The organism is Nonomuraea sp. NPDC050786 (genome assembly GCF_040654115.1).
Lineage (GTDB): Bacteria > Actinomycetota > Actinomycetes > Streptosporangiales > Streptosporangiaceae > Nonomuraea.
In genome coordinates, this window is sequence record NZ_JBFAHJ010000001.1 from 39,874 (window position 1) to 60,946 (window position 21,073).

20 protein-coding genes and 1 pseudogene are annotated in these 21,073 nt (G+C 69.9%); 8 read left to right on the plus strand and 13 right to left on the minus strand.

Translation table 11 applies throughout. The annotated features are described in order from the left end of the window. Positions 1-14 precede the first annotated feature (14 nt). On the minus strand, positions 15-2,231 hold the full coding sequence (locus tag AB0H84_RS00250; protein WP_357595767.1) for a SpoIIE family protein phosphatase: 2,217 nt from the start codon (positions 2,229-2,231) through the stop codon (positions 15-17). Between the two features lie 123 nt (positions 2,232-2,354). Then, a complete protein-coding gene (locus tag AB0H84_RS00255) occupies positions 2,355-3,059 on the minus strand; it encodes a metal-dependent transcriptional regulator (protein ID WP_357595770.1) in 705 nt (234 codons plus the stop codon). Between the two features lie 101 nt (positions 3,060-3,160). Between AB0H84_RS00255 and AB0H84_RS00260 the strand changes: the two genes are divergently transcribed. Further along, a complete protein-coding gene (locus tag AB0H84_RS00260) occupies positions 3,161-3,778 on the plus strand; it encodes a UdgX family uracil-DNA binding protein (RefSeq protein ID WP_357595773.1) in 618 nt (205 codons plus the stop codon). 90 nt (positions 3,779-3,868) lie between these two features. On the opposite strand, the gene AB0H84_RS00265 is transcribed toward AB0H84_RS00260, so the two are convergent. Both AB0H84_RS00265 and pdxH read right to left on the minus strand, forming a co-directional pair. Next, entirely contained in the window at positions 3,869-5,104 is a 1,236-nt protein-coding gene (locus AB0H84_RS00265; RefSeq protein WP_357595776.1) for an MFS transporter, read from the minus strand. A 10-nt stretch (positions 5,105-5,114) separates the two neighbouring features. After that, positions 5,115-5,768, minus strand: coding sequence for a pyridoxamine 5'-phosphate oxidase (pdxH, locus tag AB0H84_RS00270; protein WP_357595779.1), 654 nt, complete (start codon positions 5,766-5,768; stop codon positions 5,115-5,117). A 183-nt stretch (positions 5,769-5,951) separates the two neighbouring features. Here pdxH and AB0H84_RS00275 point away from each other — a divergent pair, with 183 nt between their 5' ends. Then, positions 5,952-7,058 carry a citrate synthase 2 gene (locus AB0H84_RS00275; protein ID WP_357595782.1) on the plus strand — a complete coding sequence of 369 codons (1,107 nt, stop codon included), beginning with the start codon at positions 5,952-5,954 and terminating at the stop codon, positions 7,056-7,058. A gap of 19 nt (positions 7,059-7,077) precedes the next feature. Here the strand turns inward: AB0H84_RS00275 and AB0H84_RS00280 are convergent, their stop codons facing one another. Then, positions 7,078-9,681: an ABC transporter substrate-binding protein gene (locus AB0H84_RS00280; protein WP_357595785.1), complete on the minus strand. Its 2,604-nt coding sequence runs from the start codon at positions 9,679-9,681 to the stop codon at positions 7,078-7,080. Between the two features lie 141 nt (positions 9,682-9,822). On the opposite strand from AB0H84_RS00280, the gene serC reads away from it, so the two are divergent. Beyond that, on the plus strand, positions 9,823-10,947 hold the full coding sequence (gene serC, locus AB0H84_RS00285) for a phosphoserine transaminase (protein ID WP_357595788.1): 1,125 nt from the start codon (positions 9,823-9,825) through the stop codon (positions 10,945-10,947). 135 nt (positions 10,948-11,082) lie between these two features. After that, a complete protein-coding gene (locus AB0H84_RS00290) occupies positions 11,083-11,676 on the plus strand; it encodes a TIGR00645 family protein (RefSeq protein WP_357597873.1) in 594 nt (197 codons plus the stop codon). On the opposite strand, the gene AB0H84_RS00295 is transcribed toward AB0H84_RS00290, so the two are convergent. From AB0H84_RS00295 to AB0H84_RS00330, 8 genes are all read right to left on the minus strand, one after another. Further along, positions 11,673-12,293 (minus strand): rhomboid family intramembrane serine protease, encoded by a 621-nt coding sequence (locus AB0H84_RS00295; protein ID WP_357595791.1) that lies wholly within the window; start codon positions 12,291-12,293, stop codon positions 11,673-11,675. The two genes, AB0H84_RS00290 and AB0H84_RS00295, sit on opposite strands and share 4 nt — an antisense overlap. Before the next feature lie 154 nt (positions 12,294-12,447). Continuing rightward, a complete protein-coding gene (locus AB0H84_RS00300; protein ID WP_357595794.1) occupies positions 12,448-13,212 on the minus strand; it encodes a crotonase/enoyl-CoA hydratase family protein in 765 nt (254 codons plus the stop codon). Positions 13,213-13,219: 7 nt separating this feature from the next. After that, the gene (locus AB0H84_RS00305; protein WP_357595797.1) at positions 13,220-13,993 is read right to left on the minus strand and encodes an SDR family NAD(P)-dependent oxidoreductase; all 774 of its coding nucleotides are present in this window, start codon (positions 13,991-13,993) and stop codon (positions 13,220-13,222) included. A 48-nt stretch (positions 13,994-14,041) separates the two neighbouring features. Next, positions 14,042-14,380 (minus strand): STAS domain-containing protein, encoded by a 339-nt coding sequence (locus AB0H84_RS00310; protein WP_051112646.1) that lies wholly within the window; start codon positions 14,378-14,380, stop codon positions 14,042-14,044. A 95-nt stretch (positions 14,381-14,475) separates the two neighbouring features. Beyond that, positions 14,476-15,225 (minus strand): ABC transporter ATP-binding protein, encoded by a 750-nt coding sequence (locus AB0H84_RS00315; protein ID WP_357595800.1) that lies wholly within the window; start codon positions 15,223-15,225, stop codon positions 14,476-14,478. Then, on the minus strand, positions 15,207-15,962 hold the full coding sequence (gene cbiQ / locus AB0H84_RS00320) for a cobalt ECF transporter T component CbiQ (RefSeq protein WP_357595803.1): 756 nt from the start codon (positions 15,960-15,962) through the stop codon (positions 15,207-15,209). Before cbiQ ends, AB0H84_RS00315 begins: the two co-directional genes overlap by 19 nt. 3 nt (positions 15,963-15,965) lie before the next feature. Next, a complete protein-coding gene (locus tag AB0H84_RS00325) occupies positions 15,966-16,967 on the minus strand; it encodes an energy-coupling factor ABC transporter permease (protein ID WP_357595806.1) in 1,002 nt (333 codons plus the stop codon). A 72-nt stretch (positions 16,968-17,039) separates the two neighbouring features. Next, positions 17,040-18,878, minus strand: a complete 1,839-nt coding sequence (locus AB0H84_RS00330; protein ID WP_357595809.1) for a glycosyltransferase family 2 protein — start codon at positions 18,876-18,878, stop codon at positions 17,040-17,042. Positions 18,879-19,171: 293 nt separating this feature from the next. On the opposite strand from AB0H84_RS00330, the gene AB0H84_RS00335 reads away from it, so the two are divergent. The 4 genes and pseudogenes from AB0H84_RS00335 to AB0H84_RS00350 all read left to right on the plus strand — a co-directional run bounded on the left by AB0H84_RS00335 (position 19,172) and on the right by AB0H84_RS00350 (position 21,072). Then, positions 19,172-19,513, plus strand: a complete 342-nt coding sequence (locus AB0H84_RS00335; protein ID WP_357595812.1) for a hypothetical protein — start codon at positions 19,172-19,174, stop codon at positions 19,511-19,513. 17 nt (positions 19,514-19,530) lie between these two features. Beyond that, positions 19,531-19,659 (plus strand): annotated as a pseudogene (locus tag AB0H84_RS00340) (ClpX C4-type zinc finger protein); the annotation flags it as partial. 288 nt (positions 19,660-19,947) lie between these two features. Continuing rightward, positions 19,948-20,094: a hypothetical protein gene (locus tag AB0H84_RS00345; protein ID WP_357595814.1), complete on the plus strand. Its 147-nt coding sequence runs from the start codon at positions 19,948-19,950 to the stop codon at positions 20,092-20,094. A 33-nt stretch (positions 20,095-20,127) separates the two neighbouring features. Next, on the plus strand, positions 20,128-21,072 hold the full coding sequence (locus tag AB0H84_RS00350; protein WP_357595817.1) for a D-2-hydroxyacid dehydrogenase family protein: 945 nt from the start codon (positions 20,128-20,130) through the stop codon (positions 21,070-21,072). The last annotated feature ends 1 nt before the right edge of the window (position 21,073 follow it).

Genomic DNA, 21,073 nt, shown 5'->3' on the forward strand with positions numbered 1-21,073 from the left:
GGCCAGCTAATCATTCACCTGCCGCGCGTGGGAATCTCGAACCAGACGGCTTTGCCTTCCCTGGTAGGACGCGATCCCCAGCGTCTGGCCAGCTGGTCGACGAGGTAGAGGCCGCGCCCGCCCTCGTCGTTCTCCCCCGCGCTGCGGATGCGCGGCAGGCGCAGGTCCTGGTCGAACACCTCGACCCAGACCGACTCCTCGCCCCTGCGCAGCCTCAGCGTGAACTCCTTGTCGCCGACCACCTCGTCCTCGAAGCCCGGCACGTCCCAGGACTCCTCGAACGGCAGCGGCGGCCCCTCCACGACCAGCTCCCTGCGCGGGATGCTGGCGGTGGCGGCGTGGAGCACGACGTTGGTCACGACCTCGGAGACGAGCAGGCAGGCCAGCTCAGCCCGTTCCTCGGGGACGTTCCAGCTCGAGAACGCCTCCGACGCCATGCGGCGCGCCTCGCCCACCATGATCGGCTGGGCGGGGAACGTGCGCTCCTCGACGGCGAGGTCGACGTCGCTGGAGCGGACGACCAGGATCGCCATGTCGTCGTCGATCTCGCCCGGCACGGCCACCGTGGCGGCGTCGGCGATGCGCTCGACCTCGGCGCCGGACATCTTGGCGAGCTCTTCGCAGAGCACGCCGAGCGTCTCCTCCTCGCTCGGGGGCCGGCCGTCGCGGCCGGGGCGGCGGTCGACCAGCCCGTCGGTGTAGAGCAGCAGCGCGGCCCCCGGCGGGAGGGTGCGCGTCTCCTCCTTGTAGACCAGGTCGGCGTGCAGGCCCTTGGCGCGGACGCCGAGCGGCTGGCCGACCTCCTCGATGTCGAGCTCGACGCACTGGCCGTCGACCAGCAGCAGCGGCGGGGCGTGGCCCGCGTTGGCGAACGACAGCTGGCGCGACCAGGCGTCATAGACCAGGTATTGGCAGGTCACGATGGGCGGGATGCTGACCTCGGCGCCGTTGTCGTCGTGCTCGGGGGTGGCGATGATGCGGGTCCACTCGTCGAGCCTGGCCAGGATGTCGGCCGGCGACTTGTCGTCCTGGGCGAAGGCCCGCAGCGCCGCCCTGAGCTGGCCCATGATGGCCGCCGCCTTGGCACCCCTGCCCTCGACGTCGCCGATCACGATGCCGACCCGGCCGGCCGAGAGCGGGATCACGTCGTACCAGTCGCCGCCGACCTGGGTCTGGATGCCCTGCCCGTGGGAGGCGAGCGGGGCCGCCGGGTAGTAGCGCACCGCGATGTCCAGGCCGTCGAGCTGAGGCAGCGCCCGGGGCAGCAGGTATTTCTGGAACGACTCCGCCGTGTGGCGCTCCTCCTCGAACAGCAGCGCGTTGTCGATGGCGAGCGCGACCCTGGTGGCGATGGCGCCCACGAAGTCACGGTCGAAGGCGTCGTAGTGGGGGCTGCGCCGGTCGGTGAGGTTGGACAGGCCGAGGTACATCAGCCCGAGCGTCTCGCCGCGCACCAGCAGCGGGGCGACGATGGCGGAGGTCATGCCGATCTCGCCGCACAGCCGCGCGCTGCCCTCGCTGGGTGCGGGGTAGCTGTTGGAGGCGAAGCTCTCGACCAGGATCGTCTCCTGGCGGCGCAGCGCCGTGTCCGCGTAGTGGCCGGCGGGGTAGCGGATCTCCGCACCCACCGGCTTCCATGTGCCCGACGGCGGCGTCCACCCCTGCACGTGCTGCGAGACCCGGCGGACGAGCCGGTCGCCCTCCATCAGCTCGATGAAGCAGTGGTCGGCGAACTGCGGGACCAGCATCTCGGCGACCCGCTTGAGCGTCTCCTCGACGTAGAGGGAGCCCGCCAGCCGCTCGCCGATGCGCTCGAGCAGGCCGAACCGGTCTTTCTCCCGCTCGTTGCTGCGCAGCGCCTCGCGGGCCATGATCACGATGCCGGTCACCGAGCCCGAGGGGTGGCGCAGCGGCACGGCCTGGGCGCGTACGTAGACGATGGTGCCGTCGCCGCGCCGGACGTCGAACGTGCCCTCCCACACGCCGCCCTTGAGCACGTGCTTGGCCAGGTCGACGGCGAGCGGGTGGTCCTTCTCCAGAATCCCGAGGGACAGCAGGGAGGTGTCACGCGAGGGCGACTTACGGCCGAAGAGCTTCTCGGCGAACGGGTTCCAGTAGAGGAGATTGCTGAAACGGTCGGTGACGACCACGGCCATCTCGGTGTGGTCAAGCACAGATCCGGCATCAAGGTGGTCAGCCGTTTCCTGTGACAGATCCCCCCAACGGTTCATCCGGCGACCACTCCTCGGGGTGGCATGCACGCAAAGCGGACCACGGGCGCTCCTGCAACAGTCTTGGCCAGGGGAGAGTGGAGGGCCTCCCAGGAGGGATTCAACCAAGCAGCCGCGCGCGCGTCAGCGCTTGGAGACAAATACGTGCGCGGCGACATCGCGCGGAAGCTCCGCGGGAGTGTCGTTCGCGTCACCGTCACCTGTCACCCGCACACCGTCGTCGCTCGCCGCGAGCGTCACCTCGCGTCCGGGTTGTATCCCAACTTGCTTGAGTTTAAGCATCACAGCAGGATCGCTTTGCACTTGTTCGCTAATTCGCCGCACGACGACGGGCGTGTCTCTCGGGCCTGCCAGCTCCGACATCGAGGTCAGCACGTTGGCGCCGCCCTCGGCGACCTCCTTGGCGCCCAGCTCGGCCAGCCCCGGGATGGGGTTGCCGTGGGGGCAGACCGTGGGGTTGTCGAGCAGCGTCACCAGGCGCGACTCGACCGACTCCGACATGACGTGCTCCCAGCGGCACGCCTCGATGTGCACTTCTTCCCACGGAAGGCCGATCACCTGGGTCAACAGGCACTCGGCGAGCCGGTGCTTGCGCATCACGCGCGTGGCCAGCGTGCGGCCCAGGTCGGTCATCGACAGGTGCCGGTCGCCCTCGACGCGGACGAGGCCGTCGCGCTCCATGCGGGCGACGGTCTGGCTGACGGTGGGCCCGCTCTGCTGCAGGCGCTCCGCGATGCGGGCGCGCAGGGGGACGATGCCCTCCTCTTCGAGCTCGTAAATCGTGCGGAGGTACATCTCCGTGGTGTCGATCAGGCCGTGTGCGGTCAAGGCAGTCCTCCCAAGTAAATGGTACGCCGGTCGGCATGGGACTGAGCCCGTCCGCAGCGGGCACAGGAGTCACAGGAACCCTATTGGGAGAACGACCGACGATGGATAAGGACGGCAACAAAGGGGCGGCCGAGTTCCTTCCCGACCGGCTCGATCTCGACTCTCTGCGCCACGCGGCGGCCGGCTGCGAGGGCTGCGGCCTTTACCGGAACGCCACGCAGACCGTGTTCGGCGAGGGCCCGAAGGAGGCCAGGTTCATGCTGGTGGGCGAGGTGCCCGGGGACCAGGAGGACCGGCAGGGACACCCGTTCGTGGGCCCGGCGGGACGCCTGCTGGACAAGGGGCTGGAGGAGGCGGGCATCGAGCGCGACGACGTGTACGTCACCAACGCGGTCAAGCATTTCTCCTTCACGCTGCGCGGCAAGCGGCGCATCCACCAGAAGCCGACGGCCGCCGAGATCACCGCCTGCCACCCGTGGCTCGACGCCGAGCTGTCCGTGGTGCGGCCCGAGGTGATCGTGGTGCTCGGGGCGACGGCGGCCAGGGCGCTGCTGGGGCGGGAGTTCCGGGTGACCCAGCAGCGGGGCGAGCCGGTGCCGCTCGGGGACGCGCTCGCCGTGGCCACCGTGCACCCGTCGGCCGTGCTGCGCGCGCCCGACAGGGAGCTGGCGTACAAGGGCTTCCTGACCGACCTGAGGGTCGCGGCCGCACTCGCCTGACGCCGACGAGGGTGGCGGCCGCACTCGCGTGACGCCGACGAGGGTGGCGGCCGCACTCGCGTGACGCCGGCGAGCCGGTGGCGCGTACCGCTAACGGGCCCGGTAGTTGCGGAAGCCGGCCACCGAGAGGCCGACGGCCAGCACCACGACGGCGCAGGCGATGCCGCCTCCCGCCCAGGCCCCGGTCAGCCCCAGCGCGGTCGCCGTGGCCCCCGCCCGCAGGTCGCCGAGGCGCGGCCCGCCCGCCACGACCACCATGAACGCCCCCTGCAGCCGCCCCCGCATCTCGTCGGGCGCATACAGCTGCAGGATCGACTGCCGCCACACCGACGAGATCACGTCCGCCACGCCGCCCACGGCCATGAACGCCACCACCAGCCAGAGCTCGCGCGCGAGCCCCGCGGCGGCCACGGCCAGGCCCCAGACGGCGATGACCACGACGAGCGCCACGCCCTGCCGCGAGACCCGGCCCACCCAGCCGGAGAACAGCGCCCCGACGACCGAGCCGATGGCCATGGCGGAGGTCATCAGGCCGAGCGCCAGGCTGGAGCCGCCGAACCGCTCGGCGGTCAGCTCGGGGTAGAGCGCGCGAGGCATGGCGAAGACCATCGCGATGATGTCCACCACGAACGACATCAGCAGCACCGGGCTGCTGACGATGAAGCTGAGGCCCTCGAGCACCGCCCGGGCACCCGGACGTGTCACCTCGCCCAGCGGGGGCAGTGAGGGCAATCTGAGCGCCGCGTAGAGGCTGCCGGTGAAGAGCAGGGCGTCCAGCGCGTACGCCGCCGCGTACCCGCCGGTGGTCAGCGCGACCGCGCCGATCATCGGACCCACCACCGCGCCCATGCTGAAGACCAGCGAGTTGAGCGCGTTGGCCGCGGGCACCAGCTCCTTCTCCAGGATCCTGGGGATGATGGCGCCCCTGGTCGGGCTGGTGATCGCGAAGCCGGTGGCGTTCACGGCGACCGCGGCGAAGATCAGGTAGAGGTTCTCCAGGTCGAGCAGCGCCTGGGCGAAGATGAGCAGCGTCGCCGCCCAGGCGATGAACGAGCCGATGATGAGCAGCTTGCGCCGGTCCACCGCGTCGGCGACCGCCCCGCCCCACAGGCCGAAGACGATCAGCGGGATCAGGTTGGCCATGCCCAGCAGCCCGACGTAGAACGACGAGTGGGTGAGCTGCCAGACCTGCTGCCCGACCGCGACGACGGTCGCCGCGACGCCCACGTGCGAAACGGACTGGCCAAGCCAGAGCCGCCGATAATCCGGCACACGCAGCGGCCGGGTGTCTACCAGATGACGCTTGACCAGCTCCGCAATTGCCACTCGAGGAACATTAAGGCGCAAGCCTTTCCAGGGCCCAGCCGGGTCTCGTACGCCGATAACGGAGCCGGTCGTGCATCCGGTCGAGCTGTCCCTGCCAGAACTCCACCTCGATCGGATGGACCCGGAAACCGCCCCAGAAGTCGGGCACGGGCGGATTCTCCGGCCAGCGCGCCGCCAGCTCCGCATAGCGGGCGTCCAGCTCCTCCCTGGAGCGCACGACCGCCGACTGGCGCGACGCCCAGGCCCCGATGCGCGACCCGTACGGGCGGGAGTTGTAGTACGCGGCCGACTCCTCCTGGGAGATCCGCGTCACAGTTCCCTCGATGCGTATCTGGCGGCGGATCGGGTGCCAGGGGAAGAGCAGCGACGCGCGGGCGTTCTCCCCCAGATCGCGGCCCTTGCGCGACTCGTAGTTGGTGTAGAAGACGAAGCCGCGTTCGTCATAGCCCTTCAGCAGGACCGTCCTGGCGCTGGGCCGGCCGCCGGCGGAGGCGGTGGCCAGGACCATGGCGTTGGGTTCGGGCAGGCCGGCGTCGAGCGCGTCCTGGAACCACATGGTGAATTGCTCTATCGGGTCGGACGCGAGGTCGGATTCGAGCAGCGGCTCGCCCTCGTACGTACGGCGAAGCCCCGCCAGCACGGGCGGGCGCGGGGTGGCATCCACGAGACGGTATTCTTGCGCGCTTGTGTGGTAGATCCCATGCACCCCCCTCACCAGCGGGTTTGGCCTTACACCGGGTCCGGAGACCGAGCACCACCTGGGAAGGGGTTAAATTGACCCGCCGGTATCTCGACATCAAGGCATCGCATTGCCGAAACATGGCAAGGGAAAGGGAGGCGGCCGAGTATGTCCGACTTCAAACCCGGACTCGAAGGCGTCGTAGCTTTCGAGACCGAGATCGCGGAACCGGACAAAGAAGGGGGCGCCCTTCGATACCGGGGCGTCGACATTGAGGAACTGGTCGGCCGTGTCCCGTTCGGGGCTGTCTGGGGCCTGCTGGTCGACAACACGTTCCAGCCGGGCCTGCCCCCGGCGGAGCCGTACCCCATCCCTGTCCACTCCGGTGACATCCGCGTAGACGTGCAGAGCGCGCTGGCCATGCTCGCTCCCGCCTACGGCTTCAAGCCCCTGCTCGACATCAGCGACGAGGAGGCCCGCGACCAGCTCGCCCGCGCCTCCGTCATGGCTCTCTCGTTCGTCGCGCAGTCCGCGCGCGGCCTCGGCCTGCCCATGGTGCCGCAGAGCCGGGTCGACGAGGCCAAGACCATCGTCGAGCGCTTCATGATCCGCTGGCGCGGTGAGCCCGACCCGAGGCATGTCAAGGCCATCGACGCCTACTGGACCTCCGCGGCCGAGCACGGCATGAACGCCTCGACGTTCACCGCCCGCGTCATCGCCTCCACCGGCGCCGACGTGGCCGCCGCGCTCTCCGGCGCCGTCGGCGCCATGTCGGGCCCGCTGCACGGCGGCGCCCCGGCCCGCGTCCTGCACATGATCGAGGGCGTCGAGCAGCTCGGCGACGCCAAGAAGTACGTCCAGAGCGAGCTCGACAAGGGCAACCGGCTCATGGGCTTCGGGCACCGCGTCTACCGCGCCGAGGACCCGCGCGCCCGCGTGCTCCGCCGCACCGCCAAGGAGCTCGACGCGCCCCGCTACGAGGTCGCCGCGGCGCTGGAGCAGGCCGCGCTGGAGGAGCTGCACGCGCGCAAGCCCGACCGGGTGCTGGCCACCAACGTGGAGTACTGGGCGGCCGTGGTGCTCGACTTCGCCGAGGTGCCGTCGCACATGTTCACCTCGATGTTCACCTGCGCCCGCACGGCCGGTTGGGCCGCGCACATCCTGGAGCAGAAGCGCACGGGCAGGCTCGTCCGCCCCAGCGCCAACTACGTCGGCCCCGCCTCGCGTCCCCTGAGCGACGTGCCCGGCGCCGCCGAGGTCGCCGGGAAGTTCTGACGGGATCGGCCCCGGCGCGTCAGCCGAACGAGCACTTCACCTCGAGTTCGGCGGTGCCCGGGGCCTTTTCGTCGACCGTGCAGCCGCCCTGCGGCACCACGCCGTTCGCGGACGGGCCCGCGGCGGGGTCCGTGGAGAACAGCCAGAGCGCGCGAGGCAGCGCGGCGTGCGACTCCGCGTCCTCCGAGAAGTAGAACTTCCCGCTCGCGCCCTGGATGAGGCCGTCCACACCGAGCCCGCGCAGGTTGTACGCGACGCTCTCCGCGATGTTGACCGACTCGTCGACGTCCGATGCCTTGATCTTGTTGAGCGCCGAGGTGACGGCCAGCAGCGCGTCGTAGCCCAGCCAGGCGTGCACGCGCGAGACGCCCTTCGCCTTGGCGCTCTCGATCCAGCTCTCGATCTCCGTCTGGGTGCGGTTGGCGCCCTGCCCCTGCCGCATGTCGCTGAGCGCGACGAACGAGATCGCCGGCTTGTTGGTGAAGTCCTCCCTGCCCAGCAGCTGCACCAGTTTCTCGGTGACGTCGTCGCCCGCGAGGATCTGCACGTTGTCCGGGCACTGGTGCTCGCGGGTGTCGGCGACGGTGTTCAGGAAGGTGGCCCTGCCGGTGTAGAGCAGCACCTCGGCGTGCTCCTGGCAGGCCAGCTGGACCCTGTCGGCCAGTTCGTCCTGGTTGGCGAACCGGTACGACCTGGCGGACCCGTACGGGCCCTTGGCCAGCCCTTCCGCGAGGTCCTCGCTGTAGAGCTCGTGGTCTTCCGCGTCGCTCTCGACCAGGACCGCGACCCGTCGCGGATCGACCGGCTTCCTGCCGGGCAGCCCGTGCGCGAGCCACTTCTCGAACGCCCGCGCCTGCGCGGAGTTGGGAGCCGCCATGCGGAAGAAGTACGGCGAGGGACGGTCGTTGTAGACCAGCGGCGTCTTGTCGGCCGAATTCGTGGTGCTGAGCATCGGGATGTGCGCGTCGCCGAGCACCCGAATGGCGTCCTGCGTCTCGGTCCTGCTCCACGCGAGCCCGATCACTCCGGCCACGTCCGGGTCGCCCGCCGCGCGCTGCCTGATCATGTCGGCGGCGAACTTGGCATACCGGAAGGACTGCCCCGTGTTGGCCAGCTCCACCTTGATCTGCCAGCTGCCGAGCCGGTTGTAGGCTCCCTGGCGGGCCGCGATGCCGGACAGCTCGCCGGCCGAGCCGCCCACCTGGTCGTCGCCCGGATGCGACGTGGTGAGCGGGCCGAGATAGAAGATCGTGATGACCCGCTGCCTCGTGTCGATCTCCTCGTTCTGCTGCTTGATGCGTTCGAGGATGGGGAGCAGGACCGGGTGCGGGGCGATCTCGGCGAGATCGTCGCTCAGGCCGACGCACTGCTGCTCGGCCCGCATCATGCCGGGGCCGCAGCCGAACCAGTTGCTGCCGTAGACGGCCAGCGGCGGGGCGAGCAGCAGCGCCAGCATCGCGAGCCAGTAGCCGACCGCGCGGACCCTGACCTTGCCCAGTCGCGGCGTGTAGGGCTCGCTCAGCCTCAGCTTGTCGGCGGCGAGCGGCAGCCGCGGCTCCGGGCCGCGCAGCGCCACGCGTGAGCGCCAGATCGCGACGGCATCGGCGACGGACGGGGGCTGCCCACCGGCCCGCGCCCGGCCTGGCTGCCCGACCAGCGTCGGCTGCCCGGGATCCTCCGCGATCACCAGCAGCGGGGGCACGATGCCGGTGTCGTGCAGGACCTCCTCGTAGACCTCCAGGAAGCGCGCGTGCCACCGGTCGGCCGCGTTGAGCACCAGCAGCGCGTACAGCCCGCGCCCCCAGCTCGGCCACGGGATGCGCGGCCACTTGCGGTACGCCTGACGCAGGTCCTCCAGCATCGCGTAGACGAGCAGCCGCTCGATCTCCGGCTTCGACGCGTTCATCAGCTGCAGCGCGTACTTCTGCCGGCTGTCGCCGACCTTGCGCCGTAAGTTCTCGTACCGGTGGCGGCGGAACCACCGGGAGAAGGCCGAGCCGCGGATGTAGCGCATGGCCTGCAGCCCGATCGCACCGGCGCCCAGCAGCAGGGCGAGCAGGCCGGGCGCCAGCGGGATCAGGTCGGTGATCCCGGCGTCCAGCCACCAGGCGAGCACGGTGGCGACCGGTACGAAGAAGACCGCGGCCCGCACCAGGAAGTCGCCGGCCGCCCACCGCTTGCGGCTGTCGGCCTTCAGGCTGGGACGCACCCCGAACCTGGCGCTGTACCGCTCTTTGAGCACCTCCTGCGCGTGGCGGGAGTTGAGGTCCTCCGGCGGCCACCTCTCCCCCGGCCACGGATCCGGCTTCTCGTCCCGCTGCGCCCAGGCCCACAGCACGAACTCCGTCAGCGGGAAGCGCGGCGCGGGCAGGAGGGTCTTCGCGACACTGTTACTGCCAAGGGCGCCCTTGGGGCCGGCCAGGAGGTTCACGAGGCCGGCCAGCGAGTGCGCGTCTTCGAGCGGCATCGCGTACGGCAGGTGCCCGTTGAACCGCCCGGCCAGCTCCCCGGCCCTGCCGGCCGGCGCCCCGGTGATGACCAGCACGGGCAGGGGGAGGTCCCGCCAGAAGGGCCGGAGCAGCAGGCCCTCCACCACCTCGCGCGAATCCCGTTCAGTGGGCATGGACCACCGCCGCTCTCACATCACGAACATGGCAGATCCCCCGGCCCTTTCCATTCTGCGGCATGGGGATCTTTGTTGGGGGGTTCTCGGATGCCAGCCCCGGTCCCTGACCATCCGCGCGGGCTCAGTACCCTGGGTCACGTGGCTGACATCGTGATTCCCGCTGACATCAAGCCCGCCGACGGCCGCTTCGGCTGCGGGCCCTCGAAGGTGCGCACCGAGCAACTGGCCGCGCTCGCCGCCTCCGGCGCGAGCCTCATGGGCACCTCCCACCGCCAGAAGCCGGTCAAGAACCTGGTCGGCCGCGTACGGTCCGGGCTCGCCGACCTGTTCTCGCTCCCCGAGGGCTACCAGGTCGTGCTGGGCAACGGCGGCACCACCGCGTTCTGGGACATCGCCGCCTTCGGGCTGATCCGCGACAGGTCCCAGCACCTGTCGTTCGGCGAGTTCTCCTCGAAGTTCGCCGCGGTCACCAAGAAGGCCCCGTGGCTGGGCGAGCCCAGCGTCATCAAGTCCGAGGTCGGCACCCACCCCGAGGCCGTGGCCGAGGAGGGCGTGGACGCGTACGCGCTCACCCACAACGAGACCTCCACCGGTGTCGCGATGTCTATTAAGAGGCCCATCGAAGCGAGGGGTTCTGACGACTCGCTCGTCCTGGTCGACGCCACCTCCGGCGCCGGCGGCCTGCCCGTCGACATCACCGAGACCGACGTCTACTACTTCGCCCCGCAGAAGAGCTTCGCCTCCGACGGCGGCCTGTGGATCGCGATCATGTCCCCGCGCGCCCTGGCCAGGGTCGAGGAGATCGCCGCGACCGGCCGCTACGTGCCGGAGTTCTTCAGCCTGCCGGTCGCGATCGACAACTCCGCCAAGGACCAGACCTACAACACGCCGGCCGTGGCCACGCTGTTCCTGCTGGCCGACCAGCTCGACTGGATGAACTCGCAGGGCGGCCTGGCCTGGACCACCGCCCGCACGGCCGAGTCCAGCCAGCGCCTCTACACGTGGGCCGAGAAGTCGTCGTACGCCACGCCGTTCGCCGCTCCGGAGTTCCGCTCCCAGGTGGTCGGCACGATCGACTTCTCCGACTCCGTCGACGCCGCGGCCGTGGCCAAGGTGCTGCGCGCCAACGGCATCGTCGACACCGAGCCCTACCGCAAGCTGGGCCGCAACCAGCTGCGCATCGCGATGTTCCCGGCCATCGACCCGGCCGACATCGAGGCGCTCACGGGCTGCGTCGACTACGTGGTCGAGCGCCTCGGCTGACCCGTCCGGCGCTCCTCCACAAGGGTGAGCGCCTCCTCCTCGACGCTCTGCGCGGACCTGGCCGGCACCGGCATCCTGCCGCTGCCGGCCTTCCGCCATGCCCGGCTCGAATAGCTAGGAACCTTCTTGCCCGACATGCTCAGATCCGGCCAGGGCCTCACCCGGCCGAAGAGCCTCGGCTATCTGATGTTCGCCAGCCGATGGCTCCAGGTCCCGCTCTACCTGGGCCTCATCGTGGCCCAGGCGGTGTACGTGTGGCAGTTCGCCCTGGAGCTCTGGCACCTGATCGAGACGGTGCTCCTCCACCCCGAGGCGGCCACCGGGGCGGCGCCCTCCTCCGAGGTCGTGGTGATGCTCACCGTCCTCGCGCTCATCGACGTGGTGATGATCTCCAACCTGCTGATCATGGTGATCATCGGCGGCTACGAGACCTTCGTCTCCCGCATCCAGCTAGACGACCACCCCGACGAGCCGGAGTGGCTCTCCCACGTCAACGCGAACGTGCTGAAGGTCAAGCTGGCCACGGCCATCATCGGCATCTCGTCGGTGCACCTGCTGCAGACGTTCATCAGGGCCCAGTCAACGCCCAACGACAAGATCATGTGGCAGACGCTCATGCACCTGGCGTTCGTGGCCTCGGCCATCGGCCTTGCCTACATCGACCGGCTGCTGTCCTCCTCGCCCGCGGAGCACACGCGGGCGCGTTCCCTGGCCGGCACCCCCGACTAGTACGCGGGGATCTCGCGCTTGCGTCGCAGCACCCAGCCGGCCACCACGCCGCCGATGAGGCCGAACAGGTGGCCCTGCCAGGAGATGCCCTGCTGGTTGGGGAGCAGGCCCGCCAGGATCCCCCAGTACGCGAACCCCACGCCGACGGCTATCACGATGTCGAGCAGCCTGCGGTCGAACAGGCCGCGGGCCAGGATGAAGCCGAAGTAGCCGAAGACCAGGCCGCTCGCGCCGACCGTGTAGACGCCGGGACTGGTCAGCCAGGTGCCGAAGCCGCCGATGAGGATGATCAGCACGCTGGCCCACAGGAACTTGCGCAGGTCGCGCAGCCCGGCCAGGAAGCCCAGGATCAGCAGGGGCAGCGAGTTGGCCATGAGGTGGCCGAATCCGCCGTGCAGGAACGGGGCGAACAGGATGCCGATCAGGCCGTCCGGCTCCCACCCGATGATGCCGAACTCGCGGTCGAGCGCGCCGTTGAGGAAGTAGTCGACGCCCTCGACGACCCACATGACGGCGAGCATGGCGATCACGACGGCGAGGGCGCTCAACGCACCGGAAAGGAGAGCACCGGCGCCGCGCTTGGCCGACTCGAACCTGGAACTCGAATAGTCCCTCATGCGCCTCTCCTGGTACGTGGCTTTCCCTTTCTTTACCGTAGCCAGGAAGGCTTATGCGCGCGCTAAAGGCGCTCCTGTCGCGCCGCACGTCGTTCGGGCCGCGGCGGGCTCCGATGGTGAGGTGGGAGGGCACCGGCGGGGCGCCCTCCCCGGTTCATTCGCCCTTCCACCGGGGCGGGCGCTTCTCGGCGAAGGCGGCCGCCCCCTCCATGGCGTCCTTGGAGCCGAAGACCGGCCCGACGATCGCGCTCTGCTTGGCGAACATCTCCTCCAGCGACCAGTCCGCGGAGTCGATGATCACCTTCTTGGTGGCGGCGAGGGCCAGGGGAGCGTTGCCGGCGATCTTGCGGGCCAGCTCCAGCGCCCCCTCAAGCGCCTCTCCCGGCGGCGTGACCCGGTTCACCAGCCCCAGCTCGTACAGGCGGGAGGCCGGGTAGTGGTCGCCGGTCAGGGCGATCTCCATGGCCACGTGGTACGGGATCCGGCGCGGCAGCCGCATGATGCCGCCGGCGCCCGCCACGAGCCCGCGCTTGGGCTCCGGCAGGCCGAACGTGGCCTCCGACGACGCCACGATGACGTCGCACGACAGCGCCAGCTCGAACCCGCCCGCGAGCGCGTACCCTTCCACGGCGGCCACCAGCGGCTTCTTCGGCGGCGACTCGGTCAGCCCGCCGAAGCCGCGCCCCTCGACCACCGGGAAATCGCCGGCCAGGAAGCCCTTGAGGTCCATGCCCGCGGAGAAGGTGCCACCGGCACCGGTCAGGACATAAGCGGAAATGTCAGGACGCGCGTCCAGCGTGTCCAGCGCCTCGGCGATCCCCCGCGCCACCGCCCCATTCACAGCATTACGCGCTTTGGGGCGATTTATCGTGATGATGGCGACGTTCTCGGACTCCTCGACGAGCACTTCGTCAGACAACGAGACCTCACTTGGGCTGGAAGCGGATGCCGCCGTCGAAGCGGACGACCTCGGCGTTCATGTAGTCGTTCTCGATCAGCGACCGCACCAGGTGCGCGAACTCGTCGGCCCGCCCCATGCGCTTGGGGAACACCACCGGCGCCACCAGCTTCGCCTTGAACTCCTCCGAGTTGGGCGAGAAGCCGTAGATCGGGGTGTCGATGATGCCCGGGCAGATCGTGTTCACCCGAACGCCGATCGCGGACAGGTCGCGCGCCGCGGGCACCGTCATGCCCACGATGCCGCCCTTGGACGCCGAGTACGCGAGCTGCCCCGTCTGGCCCTCGAGCGCGGCCACGGACGCCGTGTTGATCACCACGCCCCGCTGCCCGTCGGCGTCGGCCGGCTCGGTCTTGGCGATCGCGGCGGCGGCGATGCGCATGAGGTTGAACGTGCCGATCAGGTTGACCTCGATGACCTTGCGGTAGGTCGCCGGGTTGTGCGGGCTGCCGTCGCGGTTGACCGTACGCTCGGCCCAGCCGATGCCGGCGCTGTTGACCACCACGCGCAGCGGCTTGCCGGTGGCCACGGCGGCGTCCACGGCCGCCTGCACCTGGTCGTCGTCCGACACGTCGGTCCTGACGAACACCCCGCCGATCTCGTCGGCGACGGTCTTGCCGCGCTCCTCGTTGAGGTCAGCGACGACCACGGTGGCGCCCACGCGGGCCAGCTCGCGGGCTGTGGCCTCGCCGAGGCCGCTGGCGCCGCCGGAGATGATTGCTGCAGATCCGTTCACGTCCATATCCCGGACCCTAGCCGCAGACCGAATGAAGTTCTACTCGGGGTGCGGTCAAATCTCGCCCACGGCACTGTCCACGTCGGAGTAGACCTTGATGCGCCGGTCGAGCCCGGTCGTGCGCAGAATGCGCGCCACGGGCGCCTGGGGCGCCGCCAGCGACACGCCCCCACCCTCTCCGGTCGCCAGCCGCCAGGCCTCGATCAGCACCGACAGGCCGCTGGAATCCATGAACGACAACTGCTGCAGGTCGAGCACGAGCTTGGCGCCGTCCTGCTTGATGGCGTCACGCACCTCGTCCCGCAGGAACGGTGCGGTGAACAGGTCGAGCTCTCCCTCAACGGCCACCACCACGGCATCGCCGAGAGCGTGTCGCGCAAGCCGCAGCTTCATTTGGCCCCTCCTCGATGAGCCACTGTACTTCGACATCCCCGGATACCGGGCACGCACAAACTACGAAGATGCGGACAACCTGTCTTGAATCAGCCTCATGCCGTGGGGATGGCGAAGCCGTACGGAAGCTCCAAGCGGTGCTCTGCCAGCAGTTCCGCGTCGGAAAGCAGCTCTCGTGTGGGGCCGTCGGCGGCGATCACGCCGCCGGAGAGGATCAGCGAGCGTTCGCACAATTCCAGCGCGTACGGCAGGTCGTGCGTGACCATGAGCACCGTCACGTCGAGCGAGCGCAGGATCTCGGCCAGCTCCCTGCGGGCGGCCGGGTCGAGGTTGGACGAGGGCTCGTCGAGCACCAGGATCTCCGGCGACATGGCCAGCACCGTCGCCACCGCCACCCGGCGCCGCTGGCCGAACGACAGGTGGTGCGGCGGCCGGTCAGCGGCCTCCAGCATGCCGACCCGCTCCAGCGCGTCCTTGACGACGCGGTCGAGGTCCTCGCCGCGCAGGCCCGCGTTGGCCGGGCCGAAGGCGACGTCGTCCCTGACCGTGGGCATGAAGAGCTGGTCGTCCGGATCCTGGAAGACCAGGCCGACGCGCTGCCTGACCTCCTTGAGCGTGTCCTTGCGCACCGGGGTGCCGGCCACGGTGACGCTCCCGTGACCGGCGGTGAGAATGCCGTTGAGGTGCATGACGAGGGTGGTCTTGCCGGCGCCGTTCGGGCCGAGCAGGGCCACGCGCTCGCCGCGGGCGATCGACAGGTCCACGCCGAACAGCGCCTGGGTGCCGTCGGGATAGGCGTAGGCGAGCTGCCGTACTTCGAGAGAGTTCACCACGAGAGTCCCCATACTGCGAGGGCCATGGCCGGGAGGGCGAGAGCGACACCCCATTGACGGGCGGATGCCGAAAAATCTTGAATAATCGGCATCTGTCCTGAGTATCCCCGACTGAGCATCGCGAGATGGACGCGCTCCCCCCGTTCGTACGATCGGATGAAGAGCGCCCCGGCGGACCGGGCGATCACCGGGATGTGCCGGAAATTTCGTGCTTCGAAGCCCCGGGACTCCCGGGCCACCCGCATCCGCCGCATCTCCTCCACGATCACGTCCATGTACCTCAGCATGAACATGGCGATCTGCACCAGCAGGCTCGGCAGCCGGAGCCGCTGGGCCCCGATGAGGATCACCCGCGGCTCGGTGGTGGCCGCGAGCAGGATGGAGGCGATCACGCCGAGCGTGGCCTTGACCAGGATGTTCCACCCCGCCCAGAGCCCCGGGACGCTCAGCGAGATCCCCAGGACGCTGGTCCGCTCCCCCATCCCGACGATCGGGATGAGGAACGCGAACAGCACGAAGGGCACCTCGATCACCATCCGCCGCAGGACGTACGTCACCGGCACCCTCGCCGCCACCGCCACGGCCCCCAGCAGCGCGGCGTAGACCGCGAAGGCCCAGAACCGCTCCCGCGGCGTGGCCACCACGACGATCGCGAAGGCGAAGACCGCCAGCAGCTTGCACTGCGGCGGCAGCCGGTGGACCACCGAGGTGCCCGGCAGGTAGAGCTGGTGATGGTGCCCCGCGCCCACGGCTCAGGCCTCGACCTTGGTACGGCTCCGCGCGGCGTAGGCCACGGCTCCGCCGATGATCAGCACGAGCCCGACGCCGATGACGCCGGCCACGCCGACCGGGATGCCGCCCACCTCGCCGTAGTCGGCCAGCCCCCACGTCACCAGGTGGTCGCTCGCCTGCGAGAGGAAGCCCTTGTTCTCCGCGACCGCCTCCAGCCCGTCGGGCGAGGAGGAGGCGAAGAACGACACGACCCCGGCCAGCACCAGCGTCAGGCCGACCCCGCCGAGCAGGAACGGCTTGAGCCTGCCGGGCGCGGCGGCGGCGGGCTGCCCCTCCTCGACGACGGTGCTCGTGCCCTCCGCGCCGCGCAGGACCAGGGGCTTGGCCAGGCCGCGGGCGCCGTACACGAGGTCGGGCCGGACCGCGAGCACCGCGCCGACCGTCACCGCGGTGATCAGCGCCTCACCGATCCCGATCAGCACGTGGACGCCCCCCATGGCCGCCGCCACCGCGCCCACCTCGATCGGCGCCGTCCCGCCGATCCAGAACAGCAGCGAGAACACCAGCGCGGAGGAGGGCACCGAGACCAGCGCGCCCACGAACGCCGCCACCACGACCTTGCCCCTGGTCAGCCGCGTGACCAGCCGGAAGATCCCCCAACCGACCAGCACGGTCACGATGCCCATGATCGTGATGTTGATCCCGAGCGCGGTGAGCCCGCCGTCCGCGAAGAACACGCCCTGCACGAGCAGGACCACCGCCATGCAGAGCACGCCCGTATAGGGCCCGACGAGTATCGCGGCCAGCGCCCCGCCCAGCAGGTGGCCGCTGGTGCCGGCGGCGACGGGGAAGTTGAGCATCTGGACGGCGAAGATGAAGGCCGCGACGAGCCCGGCCATGGGAGCGGTCCTGTCGTCGAGCTCGCGCCGGGCCCCCCGCAGGCAGACCGCGACACCGGCCGCGGCCACGACGCCGGCCGACACGGACGTCGCCGCGTTGAAGAAGCCATCGGGTACGTGCACGGCAAAACCTCCTACAGAGCGCCAAACGTCACTACTTTAGGACATCGTCTTGCACCTGCACATAGATGGCAATTAGCGCGTGATCCTGCTGATGATCGTCCGCGCCGTCAGCCGTCGCACCACCGTGCTGAGCCGCCCCTTCCCCGAGGTCGCGTAGGGCCGCACGGTCCTGAGCACGGCCGCGCCCCACCACCTGCGCGGCGCCGCGACCGTCCCGGCGTCGGCCTCGATCCTGAACCGCGCGGGCGGCCCGCCCAGATCGAGCTCCAGGTACGCGTCCCAGGTCCCCGGCGGCAGCCGGCCGATCGCGACCCTGGCCGCGAAGCCGCCGCCCGGCAGCGCCAGCACGCCCTCGGTCCGCTCGCGTCCGCTGCGCCGCTCGCGCCAGACGATCTGCTTGACCGCCGGGAACGCCGGGGCGGTGCCGACGACGCTGACCTCGCCGTCGACGATCAGCCGGTGCCCCAGCCCCCATCTCGTCCTGATGAGGCGCGCCGTGCCGGGCACCGCGACCACGTGACCGCCGACGTCGATGCTGAGGTTGCCGTTGTCCCTGGTGAAGTAGGGCAGGGCCACCACGCCGTCGATGAGCCTGGGCGGCGGGAGAGCGATCCCGCTGTCGCGCTCGGCCCCGAGCCTGCCGAACCGCACCACGCCCTCGAGCTCGACCGCCACCCGCAGATCCCAGATCCCCGAGGCGAGCGCGGAGACGTCCACCCGCACGGTGAACTCGCCTCCCTTCCGCTCGGCCGGGATGACGATCTCAGCGGCCGGGTCGTTCCGCGCGCGCAGCACCACGGCCAGGCCGTCGTCACTGCTGATGCCGTCCAGCCGGGCGGAGCCCGTCACCGCCAGGCGGTCGCCCTCCCAGCGCAGCCCGATCAGCCTGCGCCGCACGGTGGCGTTCTCGATGCGGGCCAGGCGCACCAGGCGGTCGATGTCCCCGAGCGCGGTCGCCCGCTGCCGGTCGATGCTGTTGAGCAGCTCGTGCACCCCGGGCGTGTACCACTCGTCGCAGAGGGCGGCCACCTCCCTGGCGATGTCCTTGCGCCGCACGTCGTCGCTCTCCAGGAACACCGTCCCGAGCTGCGCGAACGCGTCGAGCCTGAAGTGCCTGCGGAGCAGGTGGTCGCGGAGCGGGCCGGGCTCGACGTGCTCGGCCATGAGCCGGATCGGCTGCCTGATCATGGCCAGCCAGGCCAGCGGGTCCCTGCTGCCCTTCTGCTGCATGATGCTGCTGCCGTCGGGCCGGGACACGAGGTGGTAGCAGTCGTAGTCGGCCACCACGGAGATGACCCCGGCGTGGCAGTAGGCGTGGACGGTGAAGACGATGTCCTCGCCGACGAGCATGCCCTCGCCGAACCTGATGCGGTGGCGTTCGAGCATCTCCCGCCTGAACAGCTTGAAGCAGCACAGGCTGTTGTAGACGTTGCTGTCGCCGAGGCTCACGCGGTCGGCGCTCTGCTGGAACATCGAGACCGGCGCGCGCCGGCCGTGCCCCACGATCTTGCCGAGGACGATGTCGGAGCCGTTCCTGTCGGCCATGGCGACCATGCGCTCCAGCGCCTCGGGGCCGAGGTAGTCGTCTGCGTCGCAGAAGAACACGTACCGGCCGGTGGCGTGCTCGATGCCGACGTTGCGCGGCCGGCCGGCGCCGCCGCTGCACTCGATGTGGACGACCTTGACGCTGTCCTTGTGGTACGTGGCGTAGAGGTCGAGCAGCTCGCCGCTGCCGTCCGTGGAGCCGTCGTCGACGACGACGATCTCCTTCTTCACGCGCTGGACGAGCGCGGAGGTGAGGCATCTGTCGAGGTATGCCCGGCAGTTGTGCGCGGGGATGACGACGCTCACGTCAACCGCGTCGTCTTCGTTCCCCGTTGCCGACATCGCCACCACCGCCGCCTGAGTCACGTTGTGCTGCTGTCCGGTCTCAGTATGTGACCGTCACCGGTCTTCATGGGGGCGGATCGGACGTCTTCATCCCCGGCTTTTGCTGAGAGTGGAGATTTACGGCATTCCACTAATAGCCGCTGAAGTACCGCATTTGGCCGCGACCGAACGAGTTTCAGGGACGAGGTTTTCCTACCGAGGAATAGAAACCTTTCCACCAGGATCATTGAGATACCCCCGCACGTCGGCGAGTGATCCGGCCCCGAGAGTTGCGCGTCTACAGTTAGGCATCCTTGACCGGGAGGTGGCGGTAAATGGGATCGGATCTCCGCAGGCGGGCGGCGCACGAGTCGCCCGAGCACTCTGCCGAGTTCATCGCCTCGGCGGCTCGACTGGAAGAGCTGCACGAGTGCTCCGCACTGCTTCGCCGCACGAGGATGCGGGCCGAAGAGATCGTGGACGAGGCGCGTGCCCTGTTGGCGGAGGCCGAGCAGCGCGGCGAGACGGACCGCGTCCTGGAGCTGCGCGTCCAGCTGGAACAGGCACGCGGGCTGTACCGCAAGGTGCTGAACGCGTACGTGACGATCTGCCACAAGATCACCGAGGAGCGCCAGGAGATCCTGCGGGAGCACATGGGGTTGTCAGGGGCGGCCTGACGAGATAGTGTCAGGCCATGCCTGACTGGGAGGACAAGATCCGCTGCTCTTTCTGTCACAAGAAGAGCAGCGAGGTGAGCAAGATGATTGCCGGTCCTGGTGTGCACATTTGCGACCAATGCATAGGACTGTGCACTGAAATCCTCGAAGGGGAAAGACGTGCCTCTACCACTGAGCCCCGGCTCCCGATGTGGGAGTCGATGACCGAAGAGCAAATACTCGGCCACCTCCCGAAAATCGCCGCCGTGCAAGCACAGGTGGACGACAATCTGCGCGACTGGGTGGCGCACCTGCGCACCAGGGACGTCAGCTGGGAACGCATCGGCGCCTCCCTCGGCATGACGCGGCAGTCCGCGTGGGAACGTTTCAGGACCGAGACCTGATCAGTGAACCGTTGTGGCGCGTGGGACGTCCTATAGCCAGGGAGGCCCAACATGCGCGCGCTCGACGGTCTCGCGGCGCCCGATCTCCAGGAGCTCCATCTGGAGCTGCTGCTGATCCTGGCGCTGCATGAAGAGGCGGAGAAACGGGCTCCAGCTCCCCGGGACGCACCCGGGGAGCTGGAGCAGGGGGACGGGTAGGAGCGCTTTCCTACGCCTCGTAAGATGCCGGTCATGCTGCGTTGCGCCGTGCTTGACGACTACCAGGGAGTGGCTCTCGGCCTGGCCGACTGGTCCAGAGTGCGGGCGACGAGCTTCCGCGGCCACTTCACCGACCGGGACGAGCTCGTGGCCGCCCTCCACGACTACGAGATCGTGGTCGCCATGCGGGAGCGCACGCCGTTCCCGGCGGAGGTGCTCGACCGGCTGCCCAACCTCCGGCTGCTCATCACCACGGGCATGCGCAACGCCGCCATCGACCTGGAGGCGGCGCTGGCGCGCGGTGTCACGGTCTGCGGCACGGGCAGCAGCTCGACCCCGCCGGTCGAGCTGACCTGGGCGCTGATCCTCGGCCTCACCCGGCATCTGGTGCCGGAGGCGACGGCGCTGCGCGCGGGCGGCCCCTGGCAGAGCACGCTCGGCACGGACCTGCACGGCCGCACGCTCGGGCTGCTGGGGCTCGGCAAGATCGGGTCCAGGGTGGCCGAGATCGGCCGGGCGTTCGGCATGGACGTCGTGGCATGGAGCCAGAACCTGACCCGGGAGCGTACGGACGCCCTCGGGGTGCGGCTCGCCCCGGGCAAGGACGCGCTGCTGACCGAGGCCGACATCGTCTCCGTCCACCTCGTGCTGAGCGCACGGACGCGGGGGCTGATCGGGGAGCGGGAGCTGTCGCTGATGCGGCCGGACGCGTACCTGGTGAACACCTCGCGGGCGGCGATCGTCGACCAGGAGGCGCTGGCGGCGGCGTTGCAGGCGGGGCAGATCGCGGGGGCCGGGCTGGACGTGTTCGAGACCGAGCCGCTGCCCGCCGGCCACGAGCTGCGCACGCTGCCCAACGTGCTGGCCACGCCGCACCTGGGTTACGTGACGGAGCTGAACTACCGCACGTACTTCCGCGAGGCGGTCGAGGACATCGACGCCTTCCTCGCCGGTGCCCCCGTCCGCCGCCTGGCGTGAC